Origin of the sequence: Xanthomonas arboricola pv. juglandis, assembly GCF_001013475.1 — a bacterium.
Classification (GTDB): domain Bacteria; phylum Pseudomonadota; class Gammaproteobacteria; order Xanthomonadales; family Xanthomonadaceae; genus Xanthomonas; species Xanthomonas arboricola.
The window spans coordinates 564,737-588,160 of record NZ_JZEF01000003.1; the positions used below are offsets into that span (position 1 = coordinate 564,737).

A 23,424-nucleotide genomic window follows, 5' to 3' on the forward strand; every position below is an offset into this window, starting at 1 on the left:
AAGGCTGTGGCCGCGCACTGCGGTTGCCTGTCTTCTTCCTGCATGGAGTTCGCCCGGATGATCCAACGTCGTCACTTCCTCAAGAGCGCCACGCTTGGTGCAATCGCTTCCGGCCTGGCCGGGTGGGGCGCACGTGCGCAGGCCGCCGCCGGTGCCGGCACGGCCGGACGCGTTACCGCGCTGCCGCGCGGCGCGGCGCGGGTGATTTCCACCTGGGATTTCGGCATTGCCGCCAATCAGGCGGCCTGGAAAATCCTTGGCAGCGGCGGTATCGCACTGGACGCGGTGGAAGCCGGCGTGCGCGTGCCCGAAGCGGACCCGAGCAATCCCACCGTAGGGCTGGGCGGCTATCCGGACCGCGACGGCCGGGTGACGCTGGACGCCTGCATCATGGATCACCTGGGCAATTGCGGCTCGGTGGCGGCGCTGGAAGATGTGGTGCATGCGATTTCGGTGGCGCGCGCGGTGATGGAAAAAACCCCGCATGTGATGCTGGTTGGCGATGGTGCGCGGCAGTTCGCGCTGGAGCAGGGATTCCCGCAGACCAGGCTGCTCACGCCCAGCTCGGAAGCGGCGTGGAAGGAGTGGTTGAAGACCTCGAAATATTCGCCGGAAGCCAATGTCGAAAACCGTGCCTGGCGCGATGCCAAATTGCCGGGTGGCAAGGACAATCACGACACCATCGGCATGCTGGCGCTGGATGCGCACGGCAACCTGTCCGGCGCGTGCACCACCAGCGGCATGGCGTGGAAGATGCACGGCCGGGTCGGCGACAGCCCGATCATCGGCGCGGGGTTGTACGTGGACAACGAGGTGGGCGGTGCGACCTCGACCGGCGTCGGCGAAGAGGTGATACGCAATGTCGGCAGTTTTGCGGTGGTGGAAATGATGCGCCAGGGCAAGTCGCCGGCCGATGCCTGCCGCGAGGTGGTGATGCGGCTGATCCGGCGCAAGCCCGAACTCACCCGCACCTTGCAGGTAGGATTTCTGGCGATGAACAAGCGCGGCGAGGTGGGGGCGTTCGCGATCCAGAAGGGTTTCAGTTACGCGGTCTGCGATGCGCAGCGGCAGGATCTGCTGGTGCCCGGCGAAAGCCACTATACCACCGAGCCTGCAGCATGAGTGCGTTGGGGCTGGAAGTGGCCGCCGATTCGGTGGGGTCGGCATTGGCGGCACAGGAAGGCGGTGCGATGCGGGTCGAGCTCTGCGGGGGGCTGGACGGCGGCGGGCTGACGCCATCATTCGGCACGCTGGCAGTGGTGCGTGAGCGATTGCAGATTCCGCTATACGTATTGATCCGTCCGCGCGTGGGCGACTTCGTCTTCGACGCGGCAGAGGTCGAGGCGATGCGGCGCGATGTGGAGCAATGCGTGCGGCTGGGCTGCGATGGCGTGGTACTGGGCGCGCTGGATCCGCACGGGCAGGTCGACATGGGCACGATGCGGGTGTTGATCGCCGCAGCCGGTTCGCTGGGCGTGACCTTTCATCGTGCGATCGATGTCAGTGCCGATCCATCACGCGCGCTGGAAGATGCAATCACGCTGGGTTGCGAGCGCGTGCTGACCTCGGGTTCACGTGCGAGTGCGCTGGAGGGAATCGACACCATCGCCGCGTTGGTGCGGCAGGCAGCCGGGCGCATCGGCATCATGCCCGGTGCCGGGCTTTCCGAGCACAACATCCGCACCCTACGGCAGCGCACCGGCGCCCACGAGTTCCATGCGTCGGCGCGTGGCGTGATCGCCGCCCAGGTGCCGTCGCCGCACCCGTATATCCGCGATCTGGGCAGCGACTACCAGCGGACCGATACCGCGCGGGTGCAACGGATGGTGGACGCGTTGCAGGAAGCGTGAAACGCGCGCAACGTCTCACTCGCCAGGTAGGCGTTGCCTGCGTTGCGCAAGCACGCTGAGGGCGATGCCCGATGGGCTGCTGTGCCTGTCGCGTTCGCCATCTACTGATGGCCTGAGGGTTCCGGGCCTGTCTGCTGTTCGTCATCGGAGTCGTCACTGACCTGCTCGGGAATGTGGAGCGTGAAAGCGGGAAAGCGCGCGCGGTCTTGCGGGTGTGCGTTGACGATCAGCTCGCGGGTCTTCCACATCTGCACTGCCTTGGCCAGCGTCGCTGCGTCGAGCTGGCTTCCTTCGTGATAAACGAACTGCCCGAGATGATCCACGATGCCCAGGTGCGCGCTCTGCTGCGCCTTCCAGTTGCTGACGTTCGTGTAGTGGCGGCTGAGGCCTTCCTCGCTCAGGTCTTCGACTGTGGGGGATGGGCCTGCCATGTCGTGCACCCGTTGCAGGAAGTGGCGATCCCTGCTTTCTTGCACCATTTTCTGCAATGCCGGAATCTCGCCAAAGGTGGTGGGAGTGTCGGGCGGGCGATTTTCTGGAATATAAGAAGGGGCACCTTCCAGAAATGGATTTCTTTCTTCATCGATGACCGTGCTCAGCATGGTCTGTGCGGTGTCTTCGATGCGTTCGAGCGCAACCGTGCGAAGCCGTTCGAGCTGCGCTTGGAGATGCGGCGGCACCAGGATGATGCAGTTGGCAGGTAATTGGGCGATCAACGAGGGCAGTCTGGAGAGGTTGACGCAACCTCGCAGATCGAGTTTTTCCAGCTGCGTCAGGCGGTGAATGTCCAGTGGCAGCGTGAGCAGGTTGCTGCAGTCTTTCAGAATCAGCCGCTTCAATGGCGCACTGCCGCCGAAAATCGGCGGATAGTTGCGCAGCGCGGTGCAGCCCTGCAAATCAAGCTCCTCCAACTTTGGCAGTCGATGGATGGCCGGGCCAAGGGTGGACAGCGGCGAGTTGCGTACCTGTAGCCTTTTCAGATTTTGCAGATTGGCGATCGAAGCCGGAAGCGATCTGATCCCGGTCCGTTCCAGCCGTAGGCTCTGCAGGTTGACCAAGCCCTGGTGCTCGCCGGATGCATCGGTGCTCACCAGGTGTTCGGGAAGTTCCGTCAATTCCGGGCAGGCGTGGATGGAGAGCTTGCGTAATCGGCTGAGGCTTGCGATGGATGCAGGTAGCGAGCGAATCGGATTGCGCGCGAGCGTCAGTGTTTCCAGGTCCGCGAATTGCACGGCGTCCGGGAACTCCATCAACCCTGCCGCGTCGATCGTCATGTGCTGCAGATGAGAAAGACGGAATGCCTGGTCGGGAAATTGCGGCAGCGGAACTGAGCGCAGCTCCAGCGTGAGCTGTCCCAGTCCGGTTGCTTCCTCCAGCAGGTCGGCGGTCGCCTTCAGCGCCCGGTATGTGCGTGTCTCGATCTGCGGGTTGTTGCTGTTGGCCTGGCGCCATGCGCTGTGCCAGTGATTGCGATCTGCGCTGTAGTGTCGTTGCCATTGCGACAGCACGTCGCGGTAAGGGCGAATCGCTGGGGAGCGCCGTAATGATGAAGCGCCCACGGTCGGTGGCGTAAGGGGGCGCACCGGCCGCAAGTGTTGCGAATCGGTGGTGGCAAAGTGGAAGCGAGCGCGTTCTATCTCGCTGAGCTGTGGCAATTGCGGGGTCCGCGAAGGATGTCCAGCCGCCTCGTTCATCCGCGCGGCGCTGCCGGATCCGCCGTAGGGAAGCGGGGGAGCGGATGTGGTTGGCCGGCGAGAGGTCTCGGCAGCGGCAGGCGTTGCCGACGGTCGCCCGGACCCGTCACCAGGCACATATCTGGTCAGGCCGCCGAGCATGCCGCTAGGGCGCTCGGTCGCGGGGTGTGCGGGTGGGACACTGCGCGCGGGCGCATCCGCATTGGGCGCAATCTGCTCCCCTAGTCCTACAGGCGTGCCCGGCGGGCGCGGTTGATCGACGCGTCGCATCGCATTCCTCGTCTTGGCTGTTACTCAATGACGATGATCGGCATGCAACGCGACTGGCGAATCCCGAGGGGCGAAGCCGTCGTCATCGTGACGAAGCATCGGCGGCGTGGCCGCATGCCGTTGTTCAGCGCTCAGACAGCGTTGCGGGCGCGGGTGCCTGGCAGGGGCTGCATGCGCCGAATCGCGTGGGATCGAGCACCACATGTTTGATCCGTCGGCGCTTCCATGTGTAGCTGACATGCACCAACCCATTGCGGGTCTGGATCACGGCCGGATAGGAAAATTCATCATGGGCGCTGTCTTCCAGTGTCAGCACGCGTTGCCAGTGCACGCCATCGTTGGAGACGGCAACAGCCAGCGTACCGCGGCCTTCCCACCAGTCCTTGCCGGCAATGGCGGGGTTGTAGACCAGTAACGCACGACCGTCGCGCAGCATCACCGCGTCGGTGCCCGAGTTCGGGTTTTCCACGTCCAGCAAGTGCACGGTCTGCCAATGCAGGCCGCCATCGAGCGAGAACGTGCTGAAAAGCTTGTTTTGCTGGCTGCGGCCCAACGCCTGCAGACGGCCATCCGGATGCAGCAGCAGACTGGGCTGAATCGCACCGATCGCCTTCGCATCGTTGAGCGGCATGCCGCGCTGCCAATGCGCGCCGTCGTCGTCGCTCCATTCCAGATGCGCGCGCCAGCCGCGGTCTTCGCTGCTGCTGGGTGCGAGGATGCGTCCGTTCGGCAATTGCACCGGCTTGTTCTTGATCGGGCCGAGAATGCCGTCGGGCAGGCGCTGCGGCGGCGACCAGTGCGCACCGTCGTCATCGGAGGTGGTGCGCAGGCCCCACCAATCGCGCGGATTCGGGCCGAGCTTGTAGTACAGCTGCACCGGGCCGGTGCCGGACTGGAACAGCACCGGATTCCAGGCCGGGAGCGCGGCGCCCTCCGCGCCGGCATGCGCGCCGTCGGCGATGCGTCGCGGCGGCTGCCAGTGCTGCGCGCCGCGTTGTGCGAGCCAGATACCGACATCGGCCGCTCCCTCGTGCGCGCCGCCGAACCAGGCCGCCAGCAGCGTGCCGTCGCGGGTTTCCAGCAGCGTGGAGGCATGCGCCTGTGGCGTCGGTGCCGGGTCGGCAATGAACTCGCTGAGCACGATGGGCGAGGGCGTCGGCATGGGCGATTCGGCATGAACTGCGCAAGCGGCAAGGCTCGCAACAAGGCAGCTCAGCAGGCGTGACGGGAGCATCGTGGTGAAGTCCTGTGCGGATTTTAAAGATACCTATTTATTATCTATTAAATACCATGTGCTCCGGTCATCCCAGGCGGCCGTGGTCACCGACCACGGCCGCCTGGGATGTCATGACACCCGCTCTCCCCATTGCGCTGGCTGGCCGCACTCGGCCTGACCGCGTTGACCCTGCCCGCCGCCATGATGCAGAACTTTGCTGCGCCTGCGACGTCCATCGCGAAGCGGCGTTGCGAGGATACAGTCGTACGCGAGCAGGCCGTTATCGAGATGACACGGTGTGCGGTGTGTCTGGCGCTTGGTCGGCGCACTGCGACGCGGTAAACAGCTGCGACCGGCTTTCAGTGCCGATTGATTGGCGTGCAACAACGCGCAGCGCCGTGGATCCGTCCACTCAGGAGCACAGGTATGGCTTTTCCAACATCAGTCAACGACCAGATCACCGATGCTGTCACGCAGTCCAACGTCAAGGTCATTGGCGAGGCGCCTGCAATGGCGATGAGCACGATCTACCAGAGCATGGCGCATTCGAGCGGCATCCTGTTTCAGAACGCGGTATCGGCGCAACAGCAGCAAAACACGCTGTCGCAGGCCGCCACCAACCAGGGCGTGATGCAGATCTACAGCCTTGATACGACCGCCTCGGCGGCGGATGTCGAGAAGATCGCGCAAGCGGGTGTCGCCGACAATCTGACCAGTCTGCTCACCGTGCTCAATGCGTTCAACACCGGCAAATAATGGCGGCTGGCGACAGCGGCAGCGCTGTCGCCAATGTTGCTGACACGAGTGCGTCGGTGCACTCAGGCCGCGTCGTCGTCGCGCGCCTGCGGCGGCAGCAGGATCTGCGGCTGCTTGGCCGAGTGGGTCTGGCACAGGAAGGTCATCAGGTGCGCCGCTTCGGTGCTGCCGATCGGCTGGCTGGGCGCGGGCTTGCTGTGGACGTGTTCGGCGAAGGCGTGCTGGGTCTGCTCCGGAACCGCGGAGACAGGGTCTTGCGTAACGGTGGACGAGGACATGAAACGCTCCTGGAACCTGCAATCAGGCCGTCTACGTGGCAACCAAAGCGCCCCGTAACGGTGTCAGCCGGTGATCTTGCCTGGAATATGGTCCGCCCGATACCTCGACGGCAGCGGGCGGTCCAGGTGTACCGGACTTCCAGATAACGGCGCGCAGGGCGCGGTCTGAAGGGCGGGCAAAATATCGCCTTGTGGCGCGTTAGACATTGCCCGGTGCGCAGCGTTGGGTGCCGAGCAATCTGAACGCTGTCGCTAGCGCCGCTCGTCACGCCATGGCGGGTCACTTGGCGAGCACTGTCGCTTAGGTCGATGCATCGGAGTGCGCTGGAGAACGGTTGTGCGGCATCTCACCGCAATGCCAGTTCAGCCAGGGCGTCCAGGCGGCCCTTCACTGCTCGCCAGTCCGGCATGTGCATGTCGAGCAGGCGATAAAAGGCCTTGCCGTGGCTGTAGACCTTGAGGTGACACAGTTCATGCAGGACAACGTAGTCGATGCACGGCCCTGGCACGCAGATCAGGCCAAGGTTCAAGGTGATCCTGCCGAGTGGGGAGCAACTGCCCCACCGACGCTGCATGGTGCGCAGCGACACCGGCGGCGCAGTTGTGATCCAGCGTAGCGGGGCGGCGATGTTGGTCACCCTCTGCGGCAGGAGGTGTTTGGCGCGCTCGCGCTGCCATTGGCCCAATGCAGTGCGCACGCCATCGGGTGCGGGTGTGGGGACGCGAACTTCGACATGGCCACCGCGCAGGCGCACGTCGGGTGCCTGGTCGGCAAGCACCACCTTCAGGCGATAGCGCCGCCCGAGGTACAGCACGGTTTCGCCGCTGACGTACTCGCGCGGCGTGAGGTGGTGCTGGCGTTGCTCGATGGCAAGCAACTGCAGATGCACCCAGCGCGCGCGCTGGAGCAGTGCCTGCCTGATCTGCGCATCGGCCGCGTGCAGCGGGGCGTCCAACCGCACTTGGCCGTCCGGTTCCACATGGATGGCCACGCGTTGGCTGCGCCGCAGCGCGGATCGCCGGATCTGGCAGTGGATGCGGCGTTCGCCATAGCGCACCACCATGTGGGACGCGCCCTGGTCGGCTGTCATGCGCGGCTGAGCCCAATGCGTGCGATGTGGACCACCTGTTCCACCAGCGCCTTGGCGTGGTCAAGTCCGAGCAGGTCGAAAATGGGCGGCAGCAGCGTCTGGCGGATCTGCGATTCAATGCTGTGCTGGTTCAAGGAATGTTCTGCCACGGCCGTGCGCACCACCTCGTCGATGCGGATGGCCAGGGCCACCAGCTCGGCCATCTGGTCGGCAGTTCGGGCGTTGAGCGCCTGCTCGCCCAATTCCAGCCTGATGGCGCCGAAATAGGCGCTGGCATGCCGGTTGTCGGCCAGCGCTGTAGGGATGCCGGGGGTCTGCCCGGCTTCCAGACGCTGCTCGAATGCCTTGAAGACCGCGTATTGCTTCAAGGGGTGGTCGAACATGGCTTCGGCCTCGGCGATCGCCTGGCGCAGCAGTTCGCCGAAGACCTTTTGCGCGTAGGGGTCGCCGGCAAGGTCTTGCTCGATGGTCTTGCGCAGGCGGGTCTGGATCAGGTCCGCCTCGTTACGGGTCTTGTCGTCCGACCAGCTCTGCGGGTCCTGCGGCTGGCCCAGCGCGTGTACCACGTAGGCGCCTTGGGGTTCGCGGACTTCGCGCCCGATGACATGCTTGTCCACCAGTTTGCGGATCTGGTCTTCGTAGATGCTGTAGTCCACCGTCTCCATCGCATCGCGGCGCGCGGTCAGGCGCAGCCCGGAAAAGAAGCGCAGATCCTGCTTGTAGCGGTCGATCAACGCATCGGGAAAGGCGCTGTCTTCAAAGAAGCTGCGCGAGGACAGTGCGGTTTGCAGGCACAGGCCGAAGTCGGTCAATGCCGCATAAAAATCCTCGCGCAGCGCCTGGCGGTCGTCGTAGTCCTGGCCATCGGCGCCGCGCACGAAATGCGGAATCAGCCGCTGCCGGAACTGTTCGAGATCGCGCCGGTTGGCCACCCCGTCGAAGAACGCCCACAGCCGCGCATGCAGGACGGGCAGGTGTCTGTACTCGGTGCCGACGGCGCGATACAGCCCTTCCAGGTCGGCCACGTCGAAGCCGGCCTGCGTGCGCGTTTCCAGGTCGCGGTAGGCGCGCACGGCGGTGTCCAGCTCGGTCAGGATGCCGCGGTAGTCCACCAGCAGGCCGTGGCGCTTGGCATCATGCAGGCGGTTCACCCGCGCCACCGCCTGGATCAGATTGTGGCCCTTGAGCGGTTTGTCGATGTACAGCACGCCGTTGCGCGGTTCGTCGAAGCCGGTGAGCAGCTTGTCCACCACGATCAGCAGGTCCGGGTCGCCTTCGCCGCCAAAGGCCTGCACCGTCTCGCGCTCGTAGTCTTCCGGGGCGATGCGGGCATCGACGATGGTCTGCTTCCACCACTTCTGCACCTCAGGCAAGGTGTCCTCGTCCACCGCGCTGTTGCCCTCGCGCGTGTCGGGCGGGGAGATCACCACCGCGCTGCTGGCAAGGCCGGTGTCGTCCAGCGCGCGCTTGTAGCGGATCGCATCGCGCTTGCTGTCGGTGGCCACCTGGCCCTTCAGCCCCAGCGGTTTGACGTGCTCGTGGTAGTGCGCGGCAATGTCCCAGGCGATCAGCTCGATGCGGTTTTCGGCGCCATACACCGCGCGCTTGCCGGCGAACTTCTTTTTGAGATCGGTACTCTGCGCCTCGGACAACCCGGCGGTGATCTTGTCGAACCAGCGGGTCACCGCGGCTTCGTTGACGTCCAGCTCCGGCACGCGCTCCTCGTACAGCAGCGGCGCCACGGTCTGGTCTTCCACCGCGCGCTGCATCGAGTAGGCGTGCAGGATCGGGCCGAACTTGTTGGCGGTCTTCTCGTTCTTCAGCAGCGGGGTGCCGGTGAAGGCCAGGTAGGCCGCGTTGGGCAGCGCCTTGCGCATGCGCTCGTGGGTTTCGCCGCCGTGGCTGCGGTGGCCCTCGTCCACCAGCACGATCAGGTTGGGCGAGGGGTTGCGGCACTCGGGCAGCTTGGCGGCGGTGGTGAACTTCTGCACCAGCGAGAAGGTGATGCGCTCGTTGCCCTGGCCGATGCGCCGGGCCAGGTCGCGGCCGGTGGTGGCCTTGCTGCGCTCGCCGTCCTTGCGGGTGGCCACGGCCGAGCCGAATGCGCCGCCACTGAGGAAGTTGCGCGCCAGCTGGGTTTCCAGGTCGGTGCGGTCGGTGACCACCAGCACCCGGCATTCCTGCAGGGCCGGGTCCAGCAGCAGCGCCTTGGTCAGGAACACCATGGTGAAGCTCTTGCCCGAGCCGGTGGTGTGCCACAACACGCCGCCCTCGCGGCCGCCATCGGGCCGGAGCTTGCGCAGTTGCGCCAGGAGCGCGCGGATGCCGAAGAACTGCTGGTAGCGCGCCACCAGCTTGCCCACCTTGCGGTCGAACAGCACGAAATTGCGCAGCACCTCCAGCAGCCGGTCCGGGGTGAGCAGGCCGGCCAGCAGCCGGTCCTGTTCGGTCGGCAGCATCGGCTGCGCCCACAGCGCCTGGCAATAGGCGCGCAGCGGCGCTGGCTTGCCCGCCAGCAGCGCGTCGCGCGTGGCGGCGGGCAGGGCAGCATTTTTGACGCGGCTCAGGTGCGCCTGGTCGAACTGCTCATCGCGCCAGCGCGCCCAGAACGTTGCCGGGGTGAGCGTGGTGCCGTAGCGCGCTTCGGTCAGGCTGATGGCCAGCAGCAGCTGCGCATACGCAAACAGCTGTGGAACCTCCTCGCTGCGCTGGTTGCGCAACTGCTGGCTGATGCCCTCATTGACCATCGACTTGCCGGCATGCCCGGCATCGGCGCGCTTGGCCTCGATCACCACCAGCGGCAGGCCGTTGACGTAGCCCACGATGTCCGGGATGCGGGTGTGCGTGCCCTGCGCGGACAGCACCTCGCATTCTTCGGTGATGTCCCAGCGGTTGGCGGCCGGGTCAGTCCAGTCGATCACGGCGATGGTGGGTTGGTGCTTCTTGCCGTCGGGCATGAACTCGGTGACGGTGATGCCCAGCGCCAGCCGCTTGTACAGCGCTTCGTTGGCGGCCAGCAGCCCTTCGCCCAGCGGCAGCGCCGACAGCTCGCGCACGATCTGGTCGATGGCGCCGGGCGAGAGCGGGTAGGCCTGGCCCTTGTAGCTGTAGCGTCGTGTCTGCAGCACCTCCAGCAGCCGCGGCAGCAGCAGCACCTCGCGGGTGCCACCGCGCAGCGCCAGGCAGTCGGCGGCGCTCAGGTACTGCCAGCCCAGGTTGCACAGCAGGTGCAGGGCGGGCAGCTGCGCGCTGGCCTGTTCGCGGGTGTCGGGGGCGCTGTGGTTCATGCGTGTGCGGCCTCATCGGCGGGCAGGCGCACGCGGCGCTTGCCGGTGAGGAGTTGGGACATCAACGCGGATTTCTCTTCCCGCAGCAGGTCCAGCTGGCTCTTGATCAACTCAACTTCGTGGCCGGCTCGAGCCAACATATTCGCAATCGCTTGCTGCTCCTCTACGGGGGGCAAAGGAATGTGGATGCGTTGGAAATCCTTCCAGCGCAGGCTTCCGCGGCGGTCTACCGATGCATTGATCGCAGATGCGAAGATTTGGCGATAGTGTTCTGTCTTGAGAAGCGCAAACAGGTAGGCATCAACGACTTTATCGTTTGCCTTGAAGACTGTGTACATAGGGCTGACCAGACCAGCGTCGTACAAATTCTGATAGCCGATGGAGCCTTCGTCGATATGATTCGTTGCATAGACCAAGCAGCCCCGAGGAGCAACTTTGTAGGTGGACGTATTTGCGCTGAACACCTGTTTTTTGAAGTATTTCAGTGAATCGACCAGCCCGTGGTGTTTGGTGCAAGACAAGACGGGATAGGGCTCTGAATCGCCTAATTTATCGCTGATTTCCGCGGCGACATCACCGATTCGGGGATAGTCCCACTCCACTGGCACCGAGCCATAGGGCGTGTCCCTCTTGTGCCCACTTGCAGTGAAGCCCGCAAGACGGCACTTGCCGGTCAACACTTGCTGTGAAAGCAGCGTCTTCTGGTGACGACTATTGGCTAGCAGACGCTCTGTGGTGGCGATTGCTTGATCCCAGGTGGAAAGGATGTGGGCGATGCGGTGTTGTTCCGAAATGGGGGGCAGTAGAACGGGAAAAGCCTTCAGCTGCGAAGAGTTGATGCTTGCAAGATTGGTGCTGCGCTTGGCGCAACTCAGGAAATAGGTACGTCCGTATTCGCTCCCGGATAGCGCGGATAAGAACAATGGATTGACCAGCTCTCGCTTGGCACGGACTGCGAAGACGTGGTTTTGATGCAGGCAGGGATCGAGCGTACCGTTCCAAACAGCGCCTCTGCCCAGTTTGTCGAAATCGCCGCCCTCGGTCATCAAGATGTCACCCGCCTTGAGTGAATAACGATCGATTTGATGCCGTTCCACTTCGATCGTCTTTACCTCGCTGAGGTTGATGAAGCTGTCCTGCACGTTTGCCACACGCAGATAGGGAAGTTCCACCGGATCAATCAGCCCAGTTTTTCCCTTCGCCACGCCGGTACGCACGTCCGCGACCTCATGGAGCGGTCGGCGACTCCAACCTTTAGGTAGCATCAGGGCTTTCCTTGTAGCTTTTCTTAGTAGCGACGGTGAATGCGATGTGGGACTCCGGCAAGAAGCCACATACAAATTTGGCGGTTGAGCAGGAAATATATATTTTTTGCATCACGTGACTCTTCTCATTCGGAAGCACGACTGCCTCCCTTGCGTGCCAGTTTCTCTATCGACTCCAGCGCCCCAATGTCCTCCACATCCGCCGCCAACGCCTCCGCCTTGCGCCGCTTGGCATCGAACGCCGTATAGCGCTCATGCACGATCTGCTGCATGCGCTCGTGGCTGACGGTGCCGGCGTCTTTCAGCAGCGGCCGTTCGTTGAACTCGACAAAGCGGTCCACGTACTGGCGCCAGTCGTCCATGCGCAGGTCCTGGCGCTGGCTGGCGCGGTCCTCGGCGTAGTCCAGGAACATCGCGGCGATGCGGTTCAACTGGGTGATTTCCTCGGCGTGCAGATAGTTCTTGGCCACGATGACGTCGGTCTTGCGCACGCGGCCGGCCTTCCAGCCGGTCAACGCCATGTTGGGCTGGTCGGGGTCGGCGCGCTCCACGATGAGTTGGGCGGCGGTCTTCTGGGTGACGGCGTAGAGCATCTTGTTCTGCACCATGGCAAAGAACTGGCCGGTGGCGGTGTCGTCGTCGCGGTAGTCCACCGACAGCGCGAACAGGTCGCGGATCTTCTGGTAGAACCGCTTCTCCGAGGTGCGGATCTCGCGGATGCGTTCCAGCAGCTCGTCGAAGTGGTCCCAGCCGGCCGGGTCCTTCAGGCGCGCGTCGTCCATCACGAAGCCCTTGACCAGGTACTCCCGCAGATGGGTGGTGGCCCACTGCCGGAACTGGGTGCCGCGCGGGGATTTCACCCGGTAGCCGATGGCCAGGATCATGTCCAGGTTGTAGAGCTTCAGCGGCCGCCGTACCTGGCGGCCGCCTTCGGTGCGAACCATTAAGTCATCTTTAATGGTTGCCCCGGCCTGCAGCTCGTCTTCGGCCAGGACGTTCTTGATGTGGATGTTGATGTTGGGCACGGAGGTCTGGAACAGCGCAGCCAGTTCCAACTGACTTAGCCAGACACTGCCGCTTTCGGCGCGCAGGTAGAAGCGGGTGGCGCCGTCCTCGGTGGTGTAGAGCACCAGTTCGCTCTGGGAGGCGATGGGCGGCCAGCTTTCTGATGCGCCAGTGCCTTGGCTCTCGCTGGCCGGGGATAGCGGTGAGCGCTTACTCATACCCCAACTCCTTGAGGTAGCCAGCCATCTGCTCTTCCAGCCTGGCCAGCTCGGCCTTGAGTTGTTCGCGCTCGCGGCGCACGGCCATCAGGTCGATTTCTGCTTCTTCCTCGAACGTATCCACGTAGCGGGGGATATTGAGGTTGTAGTCGTTGCCGGCGATCTCGGCCGGGCTGGCCAGGTAGGCGTACTTGTCCACATTCTGGCGCGCCTGCACGGTGTCCAGGATGCGCTGCAGGTCGCTTTCGCGCAGCAGGTTCTGGTTCTTGCCGTCCTGGTAGTGGCGACTGGCGTCGATGAACAGTACGTTCTTGTCTTTCTTCTTGGTGCGGAACACCAGTACCGCGGCGGGGATGCCGGTGCCGTAGAACAGCTTTTCCGGCAGGCCGATCACCACGTCCAGCAGGTTTTCGTCGATCAGCTTCTGGCGGATGCGGCCCTCGGCGGCGCCACGGAACAGCACGCCGTGCGGCACCACCACCGCCATGCGGCCGGTGCGCGGCCTCATGGTGGCGATCATGTGCAGGATGAAGGCGTAGTCGCCCTTGGTGCGTGGCGGCAGGCCGCGACGGAAGCGGTCGTGCGGGTCGTTGCCGGCGCTGTCGTGGCCCCATTTTTCCAGCGAGAACGGCGGGTTGGCCACGACGATGTCGAAGTCCCTGAGGTGGTTGCCAGCCAGCAGCTTGGGGTTGCGGATGGTGTCGCCCCACTCGATGCGGTGGTTGTCCTCGCCATGCAGGAACATGTTCATCTTGGCCAGCGCCCAGGTGCTGCCGATGGCCTCCTGGCCGTAGAGCGCGTACTTGCCGCTGCCGGTGCGCTCGCGGATCAGGCGGCCGCACTTGAGCAGCAGCGAGCCGGAGCCGCAGGTGGGGTCGCAAATGTCATCGCCCTGTTGCGGGTCCATCAGGCGCGCCATCAGCGCGGAGACTTCCGGCGGGGTGTAGAACTCGCCGGCCTTCTTGCCGCTGCTGGAGGCGAAATTCTTGATCAGGTACTCGTAGGCGTTGCCGATGATGTCCAGCTGGCCGATGCGCGAGGGGCGCAGGTTGAGCGCAGGCTTGGCGAAGTCTTCCAGCAGGTGGCGCAGCAGATCGTTCTTCTGCTGTTCCTCGCCCAGCTTGTTGGCATTGAAGCTGATGTCCTGGAACACGTCGCGCAGCTTGCCCAGGTTTGCGTCTTCGATGGCGTGCAGGGCCTTGTCGATGCGCTCGCCATTGCCGGGGCGGTGGCGCTGGTCGTACAGGGTGTAGAAGTTGGCGCTATGCGGCAGCACGAAGCGCTCACTCTTGAGGAGTTCTTCGATCAGGCCGGGCTTGTCGCCGTGTTTGGTCTTGTAGTCGTCGTAGTGGTCCTGCCAGACGTCGGAGACGTATTTCAGGAACAGCATGGTCAGCACATAGTCCTTGTAGACGCTGGGGTCCACGGTGCCGCGGAAGGTGTCGCAGGCGCCCCAGACGGCGGCATTGATGGTGTCCTGGGCGATATCGGTCTTGCTCATGGGGTATCCAAGGTTTTAGGCGAGGAGGCGCTCGGCGAGGATCGCCAGCTCGGTGTCGCGGTTGTTGATCAGCGCGTGTAAGGCGGCGCGCTCTGCTTGTGCGGCCTGCTCTAGCGCAATGGCCGCGTGCTGCAGTGGCAGTGGAGGCAGGCGGATGGGGGTCATGTCCAGCACCGTGCGGCGGATACTCAGCTGGTTGCTGCCCTCGGCCGACTGGCGCAGATAGCGTTGTGCCGGCGCCTGATTGAGTTGCCACGCGAGAAAGGCGGGCAACAACTGCTGCGGTGCCTTCACCCGGATGACATAGATGTGCGGGGAGCACAGCGTGCGTGGCGGCGGTGCCTGCACCAGCGCCGCGAAGGTGTTGGCCCCTCTGGCGATGAACACGATGTCCTGATCCAGGAGCCAGTCGGGGTGTTTACGACCTTCCACCTCTGTTGCGACAAGCGTGTCGTAGGTGCAGAGCCGGGTGCGTGGAACGTCCCTGATTTGGACGACGCGCACGCTGCCCCCGGCAACCTCAGGAATCGACCCGCGAAACGGATAGCCCATGCGGACGTCCGCGTGCTTGGCAAGGGTGGCGATAAGTGCATGATTGACCATGAAGCGCACAATGAGGTGGAATCCATTTTTTGTCAATAAAATTTTGCTTCATTTGCTTTGATGCAATAAAAATTGATGCGCGAAGGCCGGTTGCTTGGTAATCTCATGGTCAAGGAGCGGTGTCTCCTGCCGTGAGAACAGGCCATGCGGTGTGCGATCGGAGAAAAGAATGAAGCAATCTTTTGACGGTGATGGCTCCGTGCTGGGTTATTACCTGCCCGAGCACGCGCAGGACCGCCTGCAGAAGCTTGGCGAGCACATGCGTTTTCTGGCGCGGATTGCGGAGCCGCGCACGCGCGCAGAAGAGCAGGCTCCGCAACTGGCGATTCGCATGGACGAGCTGGCGCTCTGTCTAGAGTTGCTGGCAGAGCAGGTGCGTCTGATTCTTGATGAGGCACGCTGGCCGGCGACGCTGCACGCTTCTGTTTGAAGGTGACCCACCCCCGATTACCGTGCCATTCGAAAGTAGAGAATTCGACCTTCTACGGCGCCTGGGAATTCGCTTGGGACCCGCAATTTCGGGCGAATTCCTCAGGGGTTTTCCATGCCAGTGCACTGTGGGGTCGCTCCTCGTTATAGAAGCGCCGCCACGCTTCGATTTTGCTCCGCGCGTCGGCCAGTGACAAGAACCAGTGCTCATTCAGGCACTCCTGCCGCAGGCGCCCGTTGAAGCTTTCCACCAGCGCGTTGTCGGTCGGTGTCCCTCTGCGGGAGAAGTCCAGCTCCACGCCGTTTTCATACGCCCAGCGGTCCATTACCTTGCCGGCAAACTCGCTGCCGTTATCCACCTTGATCGCCTCCGGCTTGCCGCGTTGAGCGGCCAACCGGGTCACTGCCTCGGCCACATCGTCGGCCCGCAAGGACTGGTCTACGACGATGGCCAGGCACTCATGCGTGAAGTGATCCAGTACCGGCAACAACCGGAAGCGACGGCCATCGAACAGCGCATCACTGACGAAGTCCATGCCCCACAGGGTATTGGGCGCAGTGGCCACTTTGATCGGTTGCCGTCGGCGTGCACTGCGACTGCGACGAGGCCGACAATGCCTTAAAGACAGGCCTTCCTCCTTGTAAATGCGATGGATGCGCTTGTGGTTGTCCCGCCAGCCTTCCCGGCGCAGCATTACGAAAACCCGCTCGCACCCGTAATGAACACGGCTCAAGGCGATCTCCCGCATTCGCATGCGCACCGCGCTGCAGTCCCGCGCCTTGGCCTTGTAGGAGTAGCTGGACTGGGACATCGACATCATCTGCAACGCGCGGCGCAGGCTGACCCCAAAACGCTCATGCAGCTTGCCTACCCAGGAACGTCGCTGGGCAGGCCTCAGAGCTTTTTTGTGACCACCTCCTGCAGCATCGCCTTGTCCAAGCTAAGGTCGGCCACCAGTTGCTTGAGCTTGCGATTCTCCTCTTCCAGCAGCCGCAGGCGCTTGAGCTCGGACGGGCCCAGCCCACCGTATTTCTTGCGCCACACGTAGAACGTGGCCTCGGCTATGCCCATCTTCCGGCAGATCTCCCCGACCGCCATCCCCAGCTCGGCCTGCTTGAGCGCGTAGGCCACCTGCTCTTCGGTAAATCGTGACTTCTTCATCGCTTGAATCCTCGTTGCTACGGGGGCCCATGCTGCCGNAAATTCCACTTCTGGCGTCTGCTACTTCGCGGGGGGATTACCTCGCCAACTCCACGTCACGATCGCAAGAGCGGCGTCATCTGGCAATAGCATGGATGTATCAAGGCAAAGATGGTGGTCTGCTCGGATCGCGAGCGTATATGCGCATTGCTGCAGGATTACTGAGAGTTCACTACTGCTGTTCACCTTTCCGAAAGCGCGTCTGTCGATGTTTTCGACTCTGTCCAGAAGCTGCCTGCGCTGCGCGCTGAGCTGAACAAAGTGCGGCGTCACTAGATGATCTGCGCAGAGCGTCTTCAGCGCGTTGATGTACCAGTCGTCCTCCGGGCCGCCGTAGCAGAACGTCGTGATGATGGCGCGGGAGTCGGACTTAAACAGGAGCGCCAGCGCATGGAGCCTGAGTTTGCACGCAAACTGCCTGCGCGCATCGAAGCCGCTATCGGCACCCAGTAGCTCGATGGCGAGATCGTAGGTCAGGTGATTGTGAAACAGGCATGCGGACAGCCGATTCGCTAGCGCCTTCCCAATGGTCAATTTGCCGACGGCTGGCGGGCCATAGAGCATGACGAACTGTCTATCGTGGTGGAACAATGGCATCCTCGCGTCATTGGGCTGTGCTTGTGGTCCCGGGCGCATAGTAGGTGACATTGAGCGTGTTGCGAGTAACGCTCCCCGTGGTGCACAGCCGCGTCACTTCGTGCCACGTGTCTTCGTAGGCCCCATCGCGAATGATCACTGTCGCATTTCCGACAATGGGGAGCACAACGTGGCGCGCGTCATGGTGATTGCGTGGATCAAGAATGCGAAGCAGCCCGCCCCAGTCGCGCTCCCAGTGGGCGTTGAAGTAGATGATCAGGCGAAATCCCTGGCACAACGATGCATCGACGTGGGGCAGGTAATGGGTGTCCTGCCCTCCACGAAACGCAATGGCCTCCATCGGGAATTTGCTCAGGTCCGTTCCGCAAAAGTGGGACATTGCGGACCTGAAGTCCTCCGACACGAGCTCGCCGCACATCGCCTGCCACGCATCCGTTAGCGCCGCTGACTGGTCGACGCCGAACGAGCCCAGAGGGATGATCGTGCGTCGATAAAAATGCCCGCCGTTGCGTTTCCGGAAGTTGAATCCCTCTGTCGGAAATTCATCTGCGAGTTTGTTCGCCAAAGCGTCGTTTTGCCATATGTTCTGCAGTTCTCCCCATTGGAACGGCGCGTCGTGGCGCGTTCCTCCTGCAATCTGCCTGAGCGCGAAGTATGCGGACGTCATGTTCTCCCTCGTACGAAAAGAAAGCGTCAGTGATGCGATGCTTTGTCTATCGCATGGCTCAATCGTTGCGCCAACTCGTCGATCTCGGCGTCATCGATCATGAACGGCGGCGCGAGCTTGAGATGTCGATCCGCAGCGCCAAGGAACAGACCGTGTCGACGCGCGTCGTATTGCGCTTGGCTACATGCCGCTGGCGACGACAAGGTGATCGACAACATCAGTCCTTTCCCTTGCACACTCACGACATCGTCGGTCGCGGGTAGACGGTCACGAATCGCCTGCAGCAAGCGCGTGCCCTTCGCTTTGACCCGTTCGTAGCAATCCTCGGCATCCAGGTGCTCGAGAATGAATAAAGCTGCGCGGCAACCCAGCAGGTTGCCGGACTGGGTATGGCCGTGGCGGAAAAACGGGAGCGGCTGTGTGGCGAAGACATCGGCGATCTTGGCAGTCGTCATGACGGCGGTGATCGGGAAGCCGCCGCCGAGACATTTGCTGAAGATCACAATGTCCGGATTCGCGCCCTGGGACACTGACTCGCACAGGACCCCGGTGCGTCCGATGCCACAATACACTTCGTCGAAGATCAGGGGGATATCGTACGCCCTGGCGAGCGACGACAGGACTCGCAAGAAGCCAGCTGGAAACTGCCGGGTTCCCGCCATCGCCATCACCGGTTCGATGATGATCGCCGCCACGGTCGATCCATGCTCGGCAAGCAGCGCTTCCCATTCTGCCACGTCGTCGATGCTCTGCGGCAGTGGCATCGTCATTGAGCACTCTTCGACAAGCGCCAAGGAGCCTTCGTTGATGAAGGGGCGTCGTGTCGCGAGCATCGCGCCAAGCGTGCAGCCGTGATACGCACCGTCGATGGCGACGACTTTTATCCGCTGTGGCTGCCCGCGACCGCGTTGATACTGCCAAGCCATCTTCATTGCGGCTTCGACCCCCTCGCTGCCGCTTCCTACCAGGAACGTATGTACGAGTCCGGCGGGCGCCAATACATCGCCTAGCCGCTCTGCAAGCGCTTCGGGTAGGAGCGTACTCGTCCCGATGTTGCACGCGTGCACCAGGCTGTCCATCTGCCGTTTGACGGCGTCGATCAGTGCCGGGTGAGAATGACCGAGGCAGTGGTTGTAGCTGCCGGAGATGCCGTCCAGATAGGGTTTGCCCGCATCGTCGTAGAGATAAACCCCTGCGCCGCGCACGATCCTGGGGCGACAATCCTCAAGGGTCATTGGCGTATACGGCGGCCAATAACCGCGCGGCCTAGATGTAGCGTTCATAGGGTGTCCCTTTAATCGAACATCTCAGTTGCGCGTCGTTTTCAACTATCGATGAGATCGACGCTGTTTCCTTTTTACCGGTTCCCGGTTCCAGTCGTACGACCGATACCCCCAGGAACGCGAGCAGCTCGGCATGTGTGCTCTCAGGGTTGTCGAGCAGTTGCTCGTATTCGATGGAGAGGATGTCGTAGTGGCCGAAGCGTTCGCAGAACGCGGCGCGATTGGCAAGGTCGTGATCGATGAAATCTACGAGTTCCTTTTGCGCTACGGACAGCCGGACAGACCCACGCGCGGACTCATCGTCCCTGCCGACGTACCAGACATGATCGAGCAGGCTTTTTCTCAGAGAGACCATGCGCTCAAGGCGATTGCGTCGATCCAGCAGAATGATCTTCAGTTCAGGCAAGCCAGCCAACGTCTCCCAGACATTGACGCCCCCCCATTCAGAGTCGAGATCGCGAAAGAGCACGAACCCGACAGCCTGCACGTACTCAAAGTACGGGCGGAACAGATGTCGATTGAGGATGTGTTCCGCAGTGGTATCCTGTACGGAATAGGGCAGCAAGTGCTGACCGAACCGATTGAATGCTTCGCCATGCATCTCGATGCATGGGTGGGAGCCGAGCAGCGTGCGCAACAGGTGCGTCCCGGAACGGGGCGTCGAGACGATGACGAATTTCGTGTACTGCTTCTGCGCCGTGGCAACAGTGTCGTTCATGCTGCCGCCGACCCATTTGTTGTGCTCCGCCTGGGCGACTTTCGCGCGCAAGAGATCAAAAACCTCTGGCGAATGCTTTGCCAAGCCGAGCAGCGGTGCGATCACCTCGTCACCTCGCAGCCCTTTGCTGCTCCAGCTTCTTCCACTGTTCCGGTACTCGCGAACGAACTCGACGATCGCCGAGGTCCTGGGCGGGTCGATCGGGTATTTTGCAAGATCGCTACCAATGCGTGCCGCAAGTTCGCTGGTGGGGTACGACATCCACAAGGACCACTGAGACGCAAGCAGTGGCGCCGTTGTCTCAGCCATTCGTGCGGGGGACCTTCGACCGGAGCGCGGCGGACCGTGTCTGCGCTGCGCATGCGCCAGGGGCTGAGAGGAACAGGCCTCGCAGCAGAATACGCGGGTTGCCCGGATCGTCGACGTAGGCGCTTCGTCCGTGCGAGAGCTGGTCATTGCGCATGATCAATGCTTGCCCCTTTCGCAGCGGAAAACTCAATGTGTAGCCGCTGTCCGGCTTGGTGAGACGCGTCAAGTAAGCAGCCGCATCAAGCACTCTCGGGTCCATGCGCCGAGAATAGTCCCAGTCGGCCGTCACGTCCAGGGTAAACCCACCAACCATTGCGCCGTCTTCTTCTGCGAGGAAGATCGGGCCGACGTGCTCGTACTGCCTATCTAGCCGCAGATCGGTAGACCTGCGTCGGAACGCCTTTGGGGAAAGGAGGCATTGGGCGAGATCCGGGTGATGGTGGGCAAGCGTCTGAAATGCCGACACGCTGTCGAACAGGATCGATTCGCCGCCACGCAGCGCGTGCTGCTTGCAAAGGAGGATTGAGGTCTTGATCGTGCCGATGGGTAGATACGAACCGTCAGTGTGCAATGCCGCGCTTGACGTTCTGTTGAAGACATCATGCACGCCTGTGGTCAAGCCACCGACCTGGTTCATGCCTGACGGCGACATGCCTTCCGTGTGCAGGCGACGATTGAAGTCAGACTGATACATCGGGCCAAGACAATAGCGCGCCGACATCTGCTTAAAATCGGATGCGTCGAATCGCCATTGATCCCTGACAATCGCGAATCCATATCTGCCGACGTCACGCATGACTGCTGTGACATCGTCCGCATCAAGCACCTGTGCAGACCAACCGCTGAAACGACTTTGCATACCACCTCATCTGATGGCGATTAAGTTTGGCGCATGACGCTCTGAAGAGAAACCCAGGCGTCAGGTTTGCGCCAGGATCGAGATGTTGTCGCCTAACATGCTCTCTTATGTACTCGACGAAATAGCGCAGCAATCTGCTCATGAGCGCGCCTTAGTCGAGCCTGTCATTATCGTCGGCCACTTAAGGTCCAAGTGCAACAACCTGGCACCGAAGTTATGGATGGGACGACGAAGGCATTGACGCTGAGGATGATCCATACCTTCCCCAACAGGCTGAGCATCAGCCTCCTGGCGTTGCACTGGCTGCGATGGTCTTTTGGGTCCGCCAACTGGGTGCGGTGGCCGCATCTGCGCTAGGAGCTGCTCCAACGTGCTTGAGCCAATCGATTTTTCGCGAAAAATTCTTGCGGCGACAACGCGTTAGGACGCAATCAGCTGTTTTTTTTACCGGGGGCGAATTCCTGCCAACCCTCGATTGATTGCCCATCGCGGCTCAAGGCGTATAGCTGCAATAATTACATCCGGGGAACAGGGGGGGCTAGATTGACCGCTCAAACACCACCTCCGGTATCTCATGATCATACCTTCGCGCCTTTTGCGTTTATCGCTCGGTGTCAGCGTCTGTGTGGCCGCAACCAGCGTAGCAGCGCAAGCCATCGCTCCCGAAACAGCCGCTTCCTCCGCAACCGAGGCCGGTGCGCAACAGCAGGATCCCGCACCCATTGCGAGCTTCGAACAGTGGCTGGCCGACTTCCGCCAGCGTGCGCTTGCCGCCGGCATTGAACCCTCCACGCTGGATAACGCATTCGCTGGTGTCACACCCGATCCATCGGTGCAGGCACTAAATCAGCAGCAACCCGAATTCACCCGCTATCTATGGGAGTATCTCGACGCGCATGTCACACCTTCCGCCATCCAGGAAGGACAGCAGCTACTTATCAGCCAGCACGCCCTCTTTCAGAAGTTGCAGCAGCAATACGGTGTGGATCCGTGACCCACCCCCGATTACCGTGCCATTCGAAAGTAGAGAATTCGACCTTCTACGGCGCCTGGGAATTCGCTTGGGACCCGCAATTTCGGGCGAATTCCTCAGGGGTTTTCCATGCCAGTGCACTGTGGGGTCGCTCCTCGTTATAGAAGCGCCGCCACGCTTCGATTTTGCTCCGCGCGTCGGCCAGTGACAAGAACCAGTGCTCATTCAGGCACTCCTGCCGCAGGCGCCCGTTGAAGCTTTCCACCAGCGCGTTGTCGGTCGGTGTCCCTCTGCGGGAGAAGTCCAGCTCCACGCCGTTTTCATACGCCCAGCGGTCCATTACCTTGCCGGCAAACTCGCTGCCGTTATCCACCTTGATCGCCTCCGGCTTGCCGCGTTGAGCGGCCAACCGGGTCACTGCCTCGGCCACATCGTCGGCCCGCAAGGACTGGTCTACGACGATGGCCAGGCACTCATGCGTGAAGTGATCCAGTACCGGCAACAACCGGAAGCGACGGCCATCGAACAGCGCATCACTGACGAAGTCCATGCCCCACAGGGTATTGGGCGCAGTGGCCACTTTGATCGGTTGCCGTCGGCGTGCACTGCGACTGCGACGAGGCCGACAATGCCTTAAAGACAGGCCTTCCTCCTTGTAAATGCGATGGATGCGCTTGTGGTTGTCCCGCCAGCCTTCCCGGCGCAGCATTACGAAAACCCGCTCGCACCCGTAATGAACACGGCTCAAGGCGATCTCCCGCATTCGCATGCGCACCGCGCTGCAGTCCCGCGCCTTGGCCTTGTAGGAGTAGCTGGACTGGGACATCGACATCATCTGCAACGCGCGGCGCAGGCTGACCCCAAAACGCTCATGCAGCTTGCCTACCCAGGAACGTCGCTGGGCAGGCCTCAGAGCTTTTTTGTGACCACCTCCTGCAGCATCGCCTTGTCCAAGCTAAGGTCGGCCACCAGTTGCTTGAGCTTGCGATTCTCCTCTTCCAGCAGCCGCAGGCGCTTGAGCTCGGACGGGCCCAGCCCACCGTATTTCTTGCGCCACACGTAGAACGTGGCCTCGGCTATGCCCATCTTCCGGCAGATCTCCCCGACCGCCATCCCCAGCTCGGCCTGCTTGAGCGCGTAGGCCACCTGCTCTTCGGTAAATCGTGACTTCTTCATCGCTTGAATCCTCGTTGCTACGGGGGCCCATGCTGCCGAAGTCTCTACTTTACCGTGGCTCAGTTTTCAGGGGGTGGGTCAGACCCTCGTTGCGCGTAGCGCCGTTCAAACTCTACAGGGGACAAGTCGCCAGTTGAACCGTGGCGGCGGTTGGGGTTGTAGAACATCTCGATGTAGT

Annotated in this window: 20 protein-coding genes and 1 pseudogene; 5 read left to right on the forward strand and 16 right to left on the reverse strand. The window is 62.3% G+C overall.

Features of this window, described 5'->3' with window-relative positions; all coding sequences use genetic code 11:
• Positions 1 to 57 precede the first annotated feature (57 nt).
• The gene (locus XARJCFBP2528_RS13175; protein ID WP_016904875.1) at positions 58 to 1,122 is read left to right on the forward strand and encodes a glycosylasparaginase; all 1,065 of its coding nucleotides are present in this window, start codon (positions 58 to 60) and stop codon (positions 1,120 to 1,122) included.
• Positions 1,119 to 1,850, forward strand: coding sequence for a copper homeostasis protein CutC (locus XARJCFBP2528_RS13180; protein ID WP_016904876.1), 732 nt, complete (start codon positions 1,119 to 1,121; stop codon positions 1,848 to 1,850). The genes XARJCFBP2528_RS13175 and XARJCFBP2528_RS13180 overlap by 4 nt, the downstream gene beginning before the upstream one ends.
• 101 nt (positions 1,851 to 1,951) lie before the next feature.
• On the opposite strand, the gene XARJCFBP2528_RS13185 is transcribed toward XARJCFBP2528_RS13180, so the two are convergent.
• Positions 1,952 to 3,544 carry a leucine-rich repeat domain-containing protein gene (locus tag XARJCFBP2528_RS13185; protein WP_026064905.1) on the reverse strand — a complete coding sequence of 531 codons (1,593 nt, stop codon included), beginning with the start codon at positions 3,542 to 3,544 and terminating at the stop codon, positions 1,952 to 1,954.
• A gap of 394 nt (positions 3,545 to 3,938) precedes the next feature.
• Positions 3,939 to 5,048 (reverse strand): sialidase family protein, encoded by a 1,110-nt coding sequence (locus XARJCFBP2528_RS13190; protein WP_039512295.1) that lies wholly within the window; start codon positions 5,046 to 5,048, stop codon positions 3,939 to 3,941.
• 408 nt (positions 5,049 to 5,456) lie between these two features.
• Here XARJCFBP2528_RS13190 and XARJCFBP2528_RS13200 point away from each other — a divergent pair, with 408 nt between their 5' ends.
• Positions 5,457 to 5,786, forward strand: a complete 330-nt coding sequence (locus XARJCFBP2528_RS13200) for a RebB family R body protein (protein WP_016904394.1) — start codon at positions 5,457 to 5,459, stop codon at positions 5,784 to 5,786.
• Between the two features lie 62 nt (positions 5,787 to 5,848).
• On the opposite strand, the gene XARJCFBP2528_RS13205 is transcribed toward XARJCFBP2528_RS13200, so the two are convergent.
• The 7 genes from XARJCFBP2528_RS13205 to XARJCFBP2528_RS13235 form a co-directional block, all read right to left on the reverse strand.
• Positions 5,849 to 6,064 carry a hypothetical protein gene (locus tag XARJCFBP2528_RS13205; RefSeq protein ID WP_016904393.1) on the reverse strand — a complete coding sequence of 72 codons (216 nt, stop codon included), beginning with the start codon at positions 6,062 to 6,064 and terminating at the stop codon, positions 5,849 to 5,851.
• A 347-nt stretch (positions 6,065 to 6,411) separates the two neighbouring features.
• Positions 6,412 to 7,155 (reverse strand): M48 family metallopeptidase, encoded by a 744-nt coding sequence (locus XARJCFBP2528_RS13210; RefSeq protein WP_026064793.1) that lies wholly within the window; start codon positions 7,153 to 7,155, stop codon positions 6,412 to 6,414.
• Entirely contained in the window at positions 7,152 to 10,442 is a 3,291-nt protein-coding gene (locus tag XARJCFBP2528_RS13215; RefSeq protein ID WP_016904391.1) for a type I restriction endonuclease subunit R, read from the reverse strand. The genes XARJCFBP2528_RS13210 and XARJCFBP2528_RS13215 overlap by 4 nt, the downstream gene beginning before the upstream one ends.
• Positions 10,439 to 11,707 carry a restriction endonuclease subunit S gene (locus XARJCFBP2528_RS13220; protein ID WP_026064792.1) on the reverse strand — a complete coding sequence of 423 codons (1,269 nt, stop codon included), beginning with the start codon at positions 11,705 to 11,707 and terminating at the stop codon, positions 10,439 to 10,441. The genes XARJCFBP2528_RS13215 and XARJCFBP2528_RS13220 overlap by 4 nt, the downstream gene beginning before the upstream one ends.
• A gap of 125 nt (positions 11,708 to 11,832) precedes the next feature.
• Positions 11,833 to 12,837, reverse strand: a complete 1,005-nt coding sequence (locus XARJCFBP2528_RS13225) for a virulence RhuM family protein (protein ID WP_016904389.1) — start codon at positions 12,835 to 12,837, stop codon at positions 11,833 to 11,835.
• Between the two features lie 85 nt (positions 12,838 to 12,922).
• Entirely contained in the window at positions 12,923 to 14,431 is a 1,509-nt protein-coding gene (locus XARJCFBP2528_RS13230) for a type I restriction-modification system subunit M (RefSeq protein ID WP_016904388.1), read from the reverse strand.
• A 15-nt stretch (positions 14,432 to 14,446) separates the two neighbouring features.
• On the reverse strand, positions 14,447 to 15,034 hold the full coding sequence (locus XARJCFBP2528_RS13235) for a restriction endonuclease subunit S (protein ID WP_016904387.1): 588 nt from the start codon (positions 15,032 to 15,034) through the stop codon (positions 14,447 to 14,449).
• Between the two features lie 169 nt (positions 15,035 to 15,203).
• On the opposite strand from XARJCFBP2528_RS13235, the gene XARJCFBP2528_RS13240 reads away from it, so the two are divergent.
• A complete protein-coding gene (locus XARJCFBP2528_RS13240; RefSeq protein WP_016904386.1) occupies positions 15,204 to 15,464 on the forward strand; it encodes an XAC0095 family protein in 261 nt (86 codons plus the stop codon).
• A 52-nt stretch (positions 15,465 to 15,516) separates the two neighbouring features.
• Here the strand turns inward: XARJCFBP2528_RS13240 and XARJCFBP2528_RS13245 are convergent.
• The 6 genes from XARJCFBP2528_RS13245 to XARJCFBP2528_RS13275 form a co-directional block, all read right to left on the reverse strand.
• Positions 15,517 to 16,625, reverse strand: a protein-coding gene (locus tag XARJCFBP2528_RS13245) for an IS3 family transposase (protein ID WP_102596805.1) whose coding sequence is annotated in 2 segments (ribosomal slippage) — positions 15,517 to 16,373 and positions 16,373 to 16,625 — 1,110 coding nt in all. Because the reading frame shifts where the segments join, the coding sequence is not laid out codon by codon here.
• Positions 16,626 to 16,685: 60 nt separating this feature from the next.
• Positions 16,686 to 17,261 carry an AAA family ATPase gene (locus tag XARJCFBP2528_RS13255; RefSeq protein WP_039816955.1) on the reverse strand — a complete coding sequence of 192 codons (576 nt, stop codon included), beginning with the start codon at positions 17,259 to 17,261 and terminating at the stop codon, positions 16,686 to 16,688.
• A gap of 7 nt (positions 17,262 to 17,268) precedes the next feature.
• Positions 17,269 to 17,928: a 2OG-Fe(II) oxygenase gene (locus tag XARJCFBP2528_RS13260; protein WP_016904837.1), complete on the reverse strand. Its 660-nt coding sequence runs from the start codon at positions 17,926 to 17,928 to the stop codon at positions 17,269 to 17,271.
• A 26-nt stretch (positions 17,929 to 17,954) separates the two neighbouring features.
• Positions 17,955 to 19,133 (reverse strand): aminotransferase family protein, encoded by a 1,179-nt coding sequence (locus XARJCFBP2528_RS13265; protein WP_026064894.1) that lies wholly within the window; start codon positions 19,131 to 19,133, stop codon positions 17,955 to 17,957.
• A gap of 61 nt (positions 19,134 to 19,194) precedes the next feature.
• Positions 19,195 to 20,238, reverse strand: a complete 1,044-nt coding sequence (locus tag XARJCFBP2528_RS13270; RefSeq protein WP_026064893.1) for a sulfotransferase family protein — start codon at positions 20,236 to 20,238, stop codon at positions 19,195 to 19,197.
• A complete protein-coding gene (locus tag XARJCFBP2528_RS13275) occupies positions 20,231 to 21,097 on the reverse strand; it encodes a TauD/TfdA family dioxygenase (protein ID WP_080591427.1) in 867 nt (288 codons plus the stop codon). The genes XARJCFBP2528_RS13270 and XARJCFBP2528_RS13275 overlap by 8 nt, the downstream gene beginning before the upstream one ends.
• 574 nt (positions 21,098 to 21,671) lie before the next feature.
• On the opposite strand from XARJCFBP2528_RS13275, the pseudogene XARJCFBP2528_RS13280 reads away from it, so the two are divergent.
• A pseudogene (locus tag XARJCFBP2528_RS13280) lies at positions 21,672 to 22,088 on the forward strand (lytic murein transglycosylase); the annotation flags it as partial.
• Positions 22,089 to 22,137: 49 nt separating this feature from the next.
• Here XARJCFBP2528_RS13280 and XARJCFBP2528_RS13285 read toward each other — a convergent pair.
• Positions 22,138 to 23,246 (reverse strand): IS3 family transposase gene (locus XARJCFBP2528_RS13285; RefSeq protein WP_102596805.1). Its coding sequence is split into 2 segments (ribosomal slippage): positions 22,138 to 22,994 and positions 22,994 to 23,246, totalling 1,110 coding nucleotides; the frame shifts between segments, so codons are not numbered across the junction.
• Between the last annotated feature and the right edge of the window lie 178 nt (positions 23,247 to 23,424).